The 12,497-nt window shown below is 45.1% G+C and carries 10 protein-coding genes; 7 read left to right on the plus strand and 3 right to left on the minus strand.

The features are described 5' to 3' along the window. The first annotated feature begins 94 nt into the window (after positions 1-94). The 6 genes from HRU69_00850 to HRU69_00875 all read left to right on the plus strand — a co-directional run bounded on the left by HRU69_00850 (position 95) and on the right by HRU69_00875 (position 8,720). Complete coding sequence (locus tag HRU69_00850) at positions 95-502, plus strand: hypothetical protein (GenBank protein QOI96109.1); 408 nt, start codon at positions 95-97, stop codon at positions 500-502. A 76-nt stretch (positions 503-578) separates the two neighbouring features. Next, the gene (locus HRU69_00855) at positions 579-4,346 is read left to right on the plus strand and encodes an efflux RND transporter permease subunit (GenBank protein ID QOI96110.1); all 3,768 of its coding nucleotides are present in this window, start codon (positions 579-581) and stop codon (positions 4,344-4,346) included. Between the two features lie 8 nt (positions 4,347-4,354). Further along, positions 4,355-5,788: a TolC family protein gene (locus HRU69_00860; protein QOI96111.1), complete on the plus strand. Its 1,434-nt coding sequence runs from the start codon at positions 4,355-4,357 to the stop codon at positions 5,786-5,788. 19 nt (positions 5,789-5,807) lie between these two features. Beyond that, complete coding sequence (locus HRU69_00865) at positions 5,808-7,499, plus strand: efflux RND transporter periplasmic adaptor subunit (protein QOI96112.1); 1,692 nt, start codon at positions 5,808-5,810, stop codon at positions 7,497-7,499. A gap of 87 nt (positions 7,500-7,586) precedes the next feature. After that, on the plus strand, positions 7,587-8,081 hold the full coding sequence (locus HRU69_00870; GenBank protein QOI96113.1) for a DUF3347 domain-containing protein: 495 nt from the start codon (positions 7,587-7,589) through the stop codon (positions 8,079-8,081). 63 nt (positions 8,082-8,144) lie between these two features. After that, the gene (locus HRU69_00875; protein QOI96114.1) at positions 8,145-8,720 is read left to right on the plus strand and encodes a DUF2911 domain-containing protein; all 576 of its coding nucleotides are present in this window, start codon (positions 8,145-8,147) and stop codon (positions 8,718-8,720) included. A 6-nt stretch (positions 8,721-8,726) separates the two neighbouring features. Here HRU69_00875 and HRU69_00880 read toward each other — a convergent pair whose 3' ends face one another. The 3 genes from HRU69_00880 to HRU69_00890 all read right to left on the minus strand — a co-directional run bounded on the left by HRU69_00880 (position 8,727) and on the right by HRU69_00890 (position 11,450). Then, on the minus strand, positions 8,727-9,659 hold the full coding sequence (locus HRU69_00880; protein QOI96115.1) for a tetratricopeptide repeat protein: 933 nt from the start codon (positions 9,657-9,659) through the stop codon (positions 8,727-8,729). Between the two features lie 114 nt (positions 9,660-9,773). Further along, positions 9,774-11,048, minus strand: coding sequence for an amidohydrolase family protein (locus tag HRU69_00885; protein QOI96116.1), 1,275 nt, complete (start codon positions 11,046-11,048; stop codon positions 9,774-9,776). Positions 11,049-11,057: 9 nt separating this feature from the next. Continuing rightward, positions 11,058-11,450, minus strand: coding sequence for a TerB family tellurite resistance protein (locus tag HRU69_00890; GenBank protein QOI96117.1), 393 nt, complete (start codon positions 11,448-11,450; stop codon positions 11,058-11,060). Between the two features lie 147 nt (positions 11,451-11,597). Here HRU69_00890 and HRU69_00895 point away from each other — a divergent pair, with 147 nt between their 5' ends. After that, positions 11,598-12,188 (plus strand): DUF479 domain-containing protein, encoded by a 591-nt coding sequence (locus tag HRU69_00895; GenBank protein ID QOI96118.1) that lies wholly within the window; start codon positions 11,598-11,600, stop codon positions 12,186-12,188. Positions 12,189-12,497: the final 309 nt, after the last annotated feature.

Here is a 12,497-nt window from a genome sequence, read left to right on the forward strand (position 1 = left end):
TCTGTTTCAGTTTCGAAGGTTTCCATGAATTCTGTAAGGGTTTGAAATAACTTTATAAATCCAAAACCACCGAAATCCGTACATTTGCTTAATAATGAAACTGCTCCGCACCATATCCTCCCTCCTGCTGGCCGCACTTGTGCTGATGGCCTCTAGCAGTTTTTATGTGGGTGTGCACTATTGTAGCGGTGCTGTTAAAGCAGTAGCCTTCCTTGACGAAGCCGATGGCTGCGGACATCAACAGTTGCCGCCTTGTCATCGAAAAGCGATGGAAGGATGTTGTAATGATGAACAGTTTATTCATGAATCGCAGGATATTAATGGCGCAACCGTAAACATCTTACTTCCTGTGCTTTCATCCACAGATGTTATTCATCACACACAGGTGGTGGCTGAAATTATCCCTACTGCTTCCGTTTCTCCAACATCGTATTTTACAGATCACCCCCCTGCCCCCACCGGGCACGATATCATTATCACCAACCAGTCATTCTTAATCTGATTCTGTTCAGCCATTCTCTTTGATGAGATTGGTGTGTCTTCTTTTTTTCTTTTCAAGAAGTCTTTAGAACAGAACTATGATCAATCTTATAATAAAATTCTTTTTAGAACAAAAACTGGTAACCGTGCTTGTGCTCCTGGCCATTGTAGGCTGGGGCCTGGTTACCGCTCCCTTCAACTGGAACATTGGTTTTCTGCCGCAAGATCCTGTACCGGTGGATGCCATCCCCGACATTGGTGAAAACCAGCAAATCGTTTTCACGGAGTGGATGGGACGATCTCCTCAGGATGTAGAAGATCAAATCACATATCCACTGACTACAGCGTTGCTGGGTATGCCAGGTGTGAAGGCCATCCGCAGCACATCCATGTTTGGCTTCTCTTCTATCTACATCATTTTCGATGATAATGTGGAGTACTACTGGAGTCGCTCAAGAATTCTTGAAAAGTTAAGTGCCCTGCCGTCCGGTTTATTGCCGGATGATGTTCAACCCAAACTTGGACCCGATGCCACCGCACTCGGACAAGTGTATTGGTACACGCTCGAAGGTCGTGATGAAAACGGAAACCCTGCAGGCGGTTGGGATTTACATGAACTGCGTACCATCCAGGATTTTTATGTGCGTTATGCACTCACCGGTGCAGAAGGTGTTGCCGAAGTAGTCAGTGTTGGCGGACATATCAAAGAGTACCAGGTCGACCTTGATCCAGTGGCGATGAAGACGTACAACATTTCCATGATGGAAGTGATGCTGGCGTTGCGTAACAGCAACAGAGATGTTGGCGCTAATACAGTAGAGATAAATCGTGTGGAGTATCTGATTCGCGGGCTCGGCTATGTAAAAAAGATTGAAGACATAGAAGAAGCTGTGGTGCGGGTAAATCAGAATGTGCCTGTTCGCATTAAAGACATCGCACGCGTTGCGCTTGGTCCTGCTGATCGTTCCATGCTGGGGATTTTGGATAAGAGTGGAGCGGAAGCAGTGGGTGGTGTAGTCATTGCCCGCTATGGTGATAACCCATTGGCTGTAATCAATCACGTAAAAGACAAGATCAAGGAAATAGCCCCGGGATTACCTTCTAAAAAATTAGACGATGGAAGGACTTCTAAAGTAACCATCGTTCCGTTCTACGATCGCACACAACTCATCTATGAAACTTTAGGCACGCTGAACGATGCCATCACGCTGCAAATTCTTATCACCATCATTGTAATCATCGTGATGGTGTATAACCTGCGTGCTTCATTTTTGATTTCAGCGTTGTTACCATTGGCAGTGCTGATGTGCTTCATCCTTATGAAATATTTTCATGTGGATGCCAACATTGTTGCGCTTTCAGGAATTGCCATTGCCATCGGAACCATGGTCGATCTCGGCATCATTCTCAATGAAAATATACTGAGACATCTTGAAGAAGCTCCGAAGGAACAACCATTAATCACTACAATTTATAATGCCGTATCGGAAGTTTCATCCGCCATCATCACGGCCGTATCCACCACCATTGTAAGTTTTCTGCCAGTATTTACGTTGCAGGCTGCCGAAGGAAAATTGTTCGGACCATTGGCTTATACAAAAACATTTGCTTTGGTGGCTGCTTTGATCTTCACACTTGTCATCATGCCCACCTTCACCCACTGGGTGTTCGGCATGAAGGTCGGTAAAGGAAGATTCAAACTTGTTGGGAATATCTTACTCGCTTTAACGGGATTATTCATCGCGATAGTTTACTTGCCATGGGCAGGTGTTGCGTTGCTCTTGTTTGCGGTAAATAATATCCTCAATCATTTTTATCAGGAGCAATATTCCCGCTTTCATGAATTGGCTACCGTAGGTATTTCTGTAGTAGCGGTATCATGGCTGCTGGCTACCACCTGGCTGCCGCTGGGTGTACACAACAGCATTATCCTGAACTTCCTGTTTATCCTCATCATCATGGGATTGGTACTGGGTGGATTCACCGCCTTCATTCGCTTCTATCCGGGAATTCTAACCTGGTGCCTTGAAAACAAGGTAAAATTCCTGCTGATCCCTGTCTTTATCATTCTATTGGGCTTAAACATTATGCTTGGCTTCAGCAAGGTGTTTGGTTTTGTTGAAAAAGGTTTTGATGCCATCGGCTGGAATATTCGGACCACTTCGGTGTGGAGTTCATTAACGCATACCTTCCCCGGTATAGGTAAAGAGTTTATGCCATCCCTGGATGAAGGTGCGTTTTTACTGATGCCAACCTCCATGCCGCATGCCGGTGTAGAAGCCAACAAACAAGTAGTGCAACAACTGGACATGTTGGTAACGGCAATCCCCGAAGTAGAAATGGTTGTCGGGAAAGCGGGTCGTGCCGAAACTGCACTTGATCCCGCTCCGATGTCGATGTATGAGAATGTGATTCTTTATAAATCTGAATACATCACGGATGTTAACGGAAGAAAATTGCGGTTTAAGGTTGATGATGAAGGAAACTTTGTCCGTGATGAAAACAGCAACCTGATCGAAGACAACTCCGGTGAATACTTCCGGCAATGGCGAAATCATATAAAGAGCCCTAACGACATCTGGGATGAAATTGTAAAGGTGGCCAATATTCCCGGGGTAACCTCTGCACCCAAACTTCAGCCCATAGAGACGCGATTAGTAATGCTCCAAACCGGCATGCGTGCTCCCATGGGTATCAAGGTTTATGGTCCAGACCTAAAAACCGTTGAGACATTCAGTCTGAAGCTGGAGAAACATCTGAAGGAAGTTCCCTCCGTAAAACCTGAAGCTGTGTATGCCGACCGGTCCCTGGGCAAACCTTACATGGAAATCGATCTTAATCGTAAGGCCATGGCACGGTACGGATTGAATGTAAGTGATGTGCAGGAATACATTGAAGTGGCATTAGGCAGCATGAGTATGACCACCACCGTTGAAGGCCGCGAACGTTACTCCATCCGCGCGCGCTATGCACGCGAGTGGCGCAGCGATCCGGAATCCATCAACAAAGTATTTATTGCAACCCCAACCGGTGCGCAGATTCCGCTCAGCGAAATTTCCACCATCAACTATCGTCCCGGCCCAATGATGATTCGTGGAGAAGATTCATTTCTGGTGGGTTATGTATTGTTCGATAAAAAAGATGGTTACGCAGAAGTGTCGGTAGTGGATGAAGCACAACGCTTCCTGAACAATAAAATTGCCAACGGTGAATTGATCGTACCGGCCGGAGTGAGCTACAAATTCTCAGGTAGTTATGAAAACCAGGTTAGAGCTGAGAAAAGATTAGCTGTAGTAATCCCATTATCGCTGCTGACCATCTTCCTGATTTTGTATTTCCAGTTCCGTTCGGTGGCCACATCACTCTTTATATTCTCCGCTATCGCCATGGCGTTTGCGGGAGGTTTTATGATGCTTTGGCTGTATGGTCAGGATTGGTTCATGGACTTCAGTTTCTTTGGCACCAACTTCCGTGAACTGTTTCAGATGCGTGCATTCAACCTGAGTGTTGCCGTATGGGTTGGATTCATTGCACTGTTTGGTATTGCTACCGATGATGGTGTTGTGATTGGAACCTATCTCGCTCAAAGTTTACAGAAACATAAACCTGGAAACGTGAGCGGGATACGCAAAGCAGTGCTTGAAGCCGGTATGCGCAGGGTACGTCCATGTTTGATGACAACCGCCACAACACTTTTTGCCCTTTTACCTGTACTGACATCATCGGGACGAGGCTCCGACATTATGATTCCGATGGCCATTCCTTCCTTTGGCGGGATGGCGGTGGCCCTTATAACCTTATTTATAGTTCCGGTATTATTTTCCTGGAATGAGGAAAGAAAAGTTAACAACCGACAATTACCATAGTCATGAAAATGAAAACAAAAATATTCATTATCAGTCATCAGGTATCTCTAATCTTCAGTTTGATAGTTCTTGCTTATCACCTTCAAGGACAGTCTTTGGATGAGTACCTTAAGATCTCGGGTCAGAACAACCCATCACTCAAAGCAAGGTACAACGAGTACTATTCAGCGCTGGAAAGAGTACCGCAAGCCGGCTCACTTCCTGACCCGCAACTATCCTTCAGTATGTTCATTTCGAAAGAAGGATTATACATGGAACGCTTCATGGGAGAACAGCTCTCTGAAATTTCCGTGATGCAAATGTTTCCCTGGATAGGCACGCAAGGTGCCGCAAAAAATGAAGCTACTTACATGGCACAAATGAAATTTACTTCATTTAAGGAATCAAAAATCAACCTTTACCATGAAGTGCGTGTAGGCTGGTACAGGCTCTATCAGGTTGATAAGGAGTTAAAACTGTTGGAAGAGGAGAAGGAGATATTAAAAACCTACGAACAACTGGCGCTTACCCGATTTAAAACCGGAATCAGTGGTAGTGCTCCAATGAATAACCAAATCACAAACGTCCAACCCTCCACTTCATCAACAGGCATGGCTAACATGGGTATGGGTGGAAGCAACACAACTTCACCCAGTCCAACATCCAATACAGGAACTGGTGGCATGTCGGGTGGATCAACGGGCTCAATGGTAGATGTATTACTTATTCAGCTCCAGATAAAAGAACTGGATACACGGATATCCATCCTTAAAGCATCACAGAAACCCCTGGAAATAAAATTCAACAATCTGCTCAATCGCCCGGCCCATGAATCCATTGTTGTGGCTGATACATTAGCATCAATACCGTTGCCGGCTTCACTTTCGATAATACAGGATTCCGTCATTCAAAATCACCCTATGGTGAAAATGTATGAATGGGATGAGAAGGCTCGCGAGCAACAACAACGCATGGCTAAACTCATGGGCCGACCTATGATTGCTGTGGGGCTATCGTACATGATTTTCCGTCCGCGGTTCGATGAAATGTTCAATGAAAATATGGGTGGTGAAAATATGTTCATGCCAATGGTAACCATGACACTTCCTATCTATCGAAAAAAGTTTTCAGCACAACGTAAAGAAGCAGAATATTTGCAACAATCAGCTACTGAGAACAAGGAAGCTGCCAAACTTGAGTTACTCAGCGAGCTGGAAAGTTTATTGTATGAATACGAAAGCAGTAACAAGCGCCTTGAGTTGCTAACCGAACAGATAGCAATAACTAACCAGGTCATCCGCCTGATGACAACAACTTACAGCACCGGTGGCAACGGAATAGAGGAGATTCTTCGACAACGACAGTCGCTGCTGAATTATCAACAACAACAAATATCAACCTTGACTGAACAACATGTTATTGTATCAGGAATAACAAAACTTATGGGAATAGACTCAAATTGATATATCAATGATAAAAAATATGAAACCAAAATCAATCATCACTTACATTCTTCTGATTACCATTGGATTAGTTCTTGGCTGGCTAATCTTTGGAGGAAAGGAATCCGCAACACACGACCACAATACAGAAACGACAAGCGAATATACATGCTCCATGCATCCGCAAATCCGGCAGGCTGGGCCAGGTAAATGTCCGCTGTGTGGCATGGACCTGATACCCGTATCAAAAAGTGGAAGCGGTCAATCCAACGCGTTTGTCCATGAAATGACAGCAGAAGCCATCGCGATGGCCAACATTCAAACCACGAAGGTAAAATCCGTCTCAGGTGCGAACGAGCTCTCCCTTACGGGAAAAATTAAAATCAACGAACAACAGCTCTCCGTGGTAACGGCCAAATTTCCCGGGCGGATTGAAAAACTCTTTGTAAACTTTGAAGGACAGGAAGTAAAAAAAGGAGAAAGACTGGCAACTCTTTATTCACCTGAATTGGTAACGGCTCAACGTGAATTACTGGAAGCTAAAAAAATGGCTTCCCTATCACCTCAACTGTACGAAGCAGCTAAAGAAAAGCTTCGACTTTGGAAAATCAGTGATAAACAGATCGAGCAAATTGAAAGTTCGGGTAATGTTGCAACCACAATGGATGTCTATGCTGAAACTTCGGGTGTAGTTACCAAACGCCAGGTCGCTTTAGGTGATTACGTTTCCACCGGAAGCATCATGATGGAGGTTGCCAATTTGTCTTCCTTATGGGTTGTATTGGATGCCTATGAAAGTGATTTAAGCTGGATAAAAAACGGTTCAACAATCAATTTTACTGTACCATCACTTCCGGGAAAAGAATTCAAAGCTACCATTCAATATATCAACCCATCTTTGAATACAGAAACACGGTCAGTTGATGTTCGTGCCGTGGTACCTAATACCGGAAGTCTTCTCAAGCCCGAAATGCTGGTAAACGCTACACTGCAAACCAAACTGGATGCAAAAGTCAGCGGCCTTGCCATTCCAGCAACAGCCGTACTCTGGACGGGCAAACGCTCGATTGTATATATAAAACAGAAAGGCACAATGCCTGCCTTTGAACGAAGAGAGATAACACTCGGTGCACGTATGAAAGATTTATACCTGGTGGAGAAGGGGCTGGAAGTTGGAGAAGAAGTAGTATCCAATGGTGTATTCTCCATTGATGCCTCCGCCCAATTGAGCGGCAACTACAGCATGATGAGTTCACCGGAAACAAAATCTCTTGAAGTACCGGATGCTTTCAGGGATCAACTTACGGCAGTAGCTAATACTTATTTTAATGTGAAAAATGCATTGGTAGAATCCAACCCGTTAACTGCAGCTACAGCAGCAAAAGAAGTGCTGAAAGCACTGAAGGCGGTAGACATGACATTATTGGAAGGCCGGGCTCATGATGAATGGATGGCGTTACTCAAACCCATGGATCAAGGTGCGACCGGCATCAGCACAAAAACCGATGTGGAAGTGCAACGTAAAGATTTTGAACTCCTTTCGGATCACCTGCTTGAAGCCGTTGAACTTTTCGGGCTGTCCAGTGAAAAAGTATATCGCGCCTATTGTCCGATGGCCTTTGATGATAAGGGTGCGTACTGGTTAAGTGAATTCGAAGAGATTAAAAATCCGTATTTTGGCGCCTCCATGTTGAAGTGCGGAGAAAACCGGGAAGTATTCAGGAAACGTTAACAGAAAAAATATTATATTCATCGATATTGATGGGTAGGCATAAATATTGATTCGAAAATCAATGTCAAATTATAAACTAAACGAATAATGAGAATCAAATCAATTTTAGCATTTGCCTTGGCTGCACTGATAATGACAGCCTGCGGAAAAACAGAAAAAGCTTCTGACGAACAAGCACAAGCCAGTACCAAAGAAACCAACGAAGCGTTGAAAGTCGTACTTACCGGATACTTTGATGTGAAAGACGCGCTAGTCAGCGATGATGCCGCGAAAGCTAAAGAAGCTGCAGCCGCTCTCGTTATTTCTACCGGAGATTATGCCAATTCATTAAATGAATCGCTGAACACCATTGCCTCCACCGATGATATCGAAGCACAGCGTGTTGCCTTCGAAACCTTATCCATGAACCTGTATGATGCAGCCAAAGCAGGTGGTGCAGGCATGACCATCTACAAGCAGTACTGTCCGATGGCCTTTAACGACAAAGGCGCATTTTGGCTGAGCAACGAGAAGCAGGTATTGAATCCATACTTTGGTGCTTCGATGTTACGCTGTGGTTCAGTTAAAGAAGAAATAAACTAAGATTCAATCTTCCTGCAGATTGTTGATAACGATCTGCGGGGTGATTTTTATACGGTAAAAATTATGCGATGCCTCCTCTACCCTGTTCTCGTTTTTGCAAGCCTGGTTGCGTGTCAATCGAAAAAAGAATCAGCCGAAAATCACGAGCACCACACCACGGCACCTGCAACCGCTGATGCCGATACCTTGAAAAAGAGCTTGCCTAAAGAAACGCATGCTATGGTTGGCGGTGCACACATCACCATCAAGTACACTGCACCTGTGGTTAAGGGTCGGGTTATCTGGGGTGGTTTAGTTCCATATAATGAAGTCTGGGTTACGGGGGCGCATCGTGCTACTTTATTCGAAATTGATAAGAACTTCATTATCGGCAATCAAAGCATACCCGCTGGCAGGTATGCTATTTTTACGATTCCGGGTACAGAAACCTGGACATTCATTCTTAACAAGAACTGGGACCAGCATTTAGCTGATGACTATAAAGTTTCGGAAGATTTACTGCGAATAACTGTTACACCCGAAAAACTGGAAGAAACCCAGGAGCGTCTCCTGTATGCTATTAAGACTATTTCAGCTAAGGAAGGCACCTTGCAGATCAGTTGGGAAAAAATCAGGATTACTATTCCACTGAAATTTTAGCCAATATTATTTTAAGATTCGATTCAAATCCGCCTCCGCGGCAATAAACCCAAAGGCGGCAAAATGCTTCCCTGAAGTAACTTGTTTAAAAATCTCAACTGCGCGGGTAGTATCGCCTTCGCACAGATACCAGTTGCCAACACCATAGCCCTGCGTAGCCAGCGCCAGGTCAACATCCTCATTGCTATTGCTGACTTTCAGTAAATCATCAGGCGGAATCATACCCTTATACATCTGCAACCGCAGGTAATACGAGTCATTTTCAACGATGTTCATGTTCTCTTTAATCAATTCAAGCACCTTTGCAGCTTCCTCTTTTTTACCCATTCTCCGGTAGGTCATATACAGCCAGTCGGCTGTTGCGGTAATCAGGTCATCATTATCCGAAACATCCAGGCATTGCAGGTATGCCTTCTCGGCACTTTCATAATCACCCTTCAGGTAATGCGCCAGGCCTAAATGATACCACACATTAAATTGTGTATTCGAAAGTGGCAGATTCAACTTATTGGGTTGACCATCCGGTTCAATTTCCAGTGGCTGGCGGGGCATCAGCGAAGCAGCCATCTGCAAGTCGGCAATGGCTTTATCAAAATCCCTAACAGTAATGTAGCGGTGCCCGCGATGACGAAACAGTTTGTAGGAATTGGGGTATTTTTCCAATCCTTCGGTGAATGTTTTAATGGCTTCATTATACCGATACAGATAGGCCTGCCTGCGCCCCAGCCAGATAGAGTTTTCTTCGGAAGGATCAGCCTCAAAATTTTTCTGCGCTACATGCAGGTTGCTGTCGAGCCGGGCTTGTGCTGCCGGGCTTCGTTCGGGTTCAAAGTATTGCTTACCATCCAGGCCGGTGAGGACGGGTGATGGTTCGGATTTTTTTTCTGGCGTAGCGCACGCACAAAAAATCAGCAGAAGTATGAATGTATTTCTATACATAGTATTGTTTGAATATCGCATTAGGAGTTACAAATTTTAGATTGACGATTTACGATTTTTACTTCAGAAGGTAACGCACACTATCAATCTGAAATCGTAAATCCTAAATCAAAACTACTGAAGATAAACCACACCCTCCTTCATCACAAAACTTACTTTCTCCATGGTTTTAATGTTCCGCAACGGGTTGTCATCAGTGGCTACAATATCGGCCAGTTTACCGGTTTCAATCGTTCCGATTTTATCACTCATACCCACTACTTCAGCCGCCACCACGGTTGCTGATTTAATCGCTTCCATAGCCGGCATACCTGCCTCCACCATGTAGGTAAATTCTTTTCCGTTTTCACCGTGCGGAAAAACTCCGGCATCGGTACCAAATGCAATCTTTACACCCCGCTTATAGGCTTTACCAAAGGTTTCCTGAATTTGCGGCCCGATAGCCAGCGCTTTAGGCGTAACCAGTGGGTGATAATAACCGGGCTCTTTCGCCTTATCGGCTACAAACTTTCCGGCCGAAATGGTTGGCACATAATACGTTCCTTTCTCCTTCATCAGGTCCATAATCTCTTCGGTCATCATAGTGCCGTGTTCAATGGTGGTAATACCCGCCAGTACTGCCCGCTTCATGCCTTCAGTGCCATGTGCATGGGCAGCGGTGTGCATACCGTAATCTTTAGCGGTTTCCACAATGGCTTTCAGTTCATCCATGGTAAACTGCGGACCACTGCCATCTTTAGCGAGACTTAACACGCCACCCGTAGCGGTAATCTTTATCAGGTCGCTGCCGTCCTTGTAGCGCTGGCGCACTGCCTGTCGTGCCTCCTCCGGAGAGTTAATCACACCTTCTTTGGGTCCGGGGTCGCCCATCAAATCTTCACGGTAACCGTTGGTTGGGTCAGCATGTCCTCCGGTTGTTCCGATTGATTTTCCTACAGAAAAAATCCGCGGCCCGACCACCAGACCCTGGTTAATCGCATTTCGTAATGAAGTATTAACCCCACTGCCTCCTAAATCGCGTACGGTGGTAAAGCCGGCCAGCAGGGTTTTCCTGGCATATACCGTTGAACGAAAGGCCACATCCGCCTTGTTTGAGGTAAACCGCTGCAGGGCCTGATCTTTATTGGTTTCGCCTTCCAGGTGCACATGCAAATCGATGAGTCCGGGCATTACCGTCTTTTTACTCAGGTCGATCAGCTTATCGGTTGTGCCGGGTTTGGTAAATCCCTTTTCAACTTTTGTGATTTTATTTCCTTCAACAACCAAGGTCATCTGCGGCTGCACGTCATTGGCTTTGCCGTCAATCAGGTTACCACAGTGGATAATGGTTCGCTGGCCGTAAAGCAGTGTAATAACGCAAAGAAAAATAAGGGGTAAAAACTTCTTCATAGGTTTTGTTTATTTCGATAAATACTTCTCTGTTAAATCGCGCAGGGCCTTTTTTTCGTGTTCTTCCATGGTTTCGCGCACATGCAGCATCATATCGAACATTACGGTTTGGTCATAGCCCAGTTTGGCGGCTACCTGCGAACAATATCGTATCTCCTCCTGGTAGAGCCGTTCATCAATCTTCATCAACTGTACCAGGCTCAGCAGATACGAAAATTTTTGCTCAGCCGTAAGGTTGCCCAGGTCAATATTATCATGACTTTTTTCAAGCAGTTGCACCACATCTGCCAGCGGCACTCCATTGGCCAACCCGATGTTGGTGATGTATTTCTTTTCACGCTCAGCCACCTCGCCATCAATGCGGGCCAGATTTACAAGCAGTTTAAGTTGCGGTAACGCCATGATTAGTTGATTTTGAACTTGGAAGATGGGGAATTGTTTTTCGATAGTCAATAGTTTATAGTAGATAGTCCATAGCCTGGCAAGAGTTTACCAGACTACGAACTAATGGACTATGAACTATTGACTATGGACTATTATCTTGACCTCATGAATTTTCTCGCACACCTTTATTTATCCGGCAACAACCCTAAAATAATGGTGGGAAACTTTATTGGCGATTTTGTGAAAGGCCGGAACCTGGCCGAACAATTTGAGCCGGACATTGCCAAAGGCATTGAACTGCACCGCGCTATTGATGAATTTACCGACAGCCACCAGCAGGTAACACACAGCAAAAACCGCCTCCGCCCGAAATACCGTCATTATTCAGGTGTAATTGTTGACATTTTTTATGACCACTTCCTGGCCCGGCAGTGGGATGAGTACCACCCCGAATTTTTACCCGACTATGCCGAACAGGTTTACCGGCTTATCGATCAGCATGAGTCCATCCTGCCGCGCGAAGTAAAGTTTATGATGCCCTACATGACCAAAGGCAACTGGCTGGTGAATTACGCCCAACTGGAAGGTATCCACCGTGCTTTGAGCGGCATGGCGCGCAGAACGCCATACGAATCAAAAATGGATGAAGCCATTGAGGACCTGCGCCAATCGTACACCGATTTCAAAAGTGAGTTCGACCAGTTCTTTCCCGAACTAGCTGCTTTTAGCAAGGCCTGGCTCGATGCCCACCGCTAATTTTTATTTTACGAATTTAACCACCAACTGTGCAACTCGATTAATTCGGGCACTTTACACATAGTCTCATGCTGTTTAATCAAAGGCCCATCGCAAGCTCAGGACGCCAGGTGGTTTGTTATGCTGAGGTCGCTCGTTGAGCGGACGAAGATTTTGTAGAAGCCATCTCAAAAATCAGGTTAACCACAAACTAGCACAAAGAAAACGCAAAGGTCACAAAGAAAGAGGTCAGCATATTGTATTTCTTCGTGTTCTTTGTGTGTACTTAGCGAACTTTGTGGTTATGTTTATTTTTGAGATGGCTCCTAG

The organism is Flammeovirgaceae bacterium (assembly GCA_015180985.1).
In the GTDB taxonomy this organism is placed as follows: Bacteria; Bacteroidota; Bacteroidia; order Cytophagales; family Cyclobacteriaceae; genus UBA2336.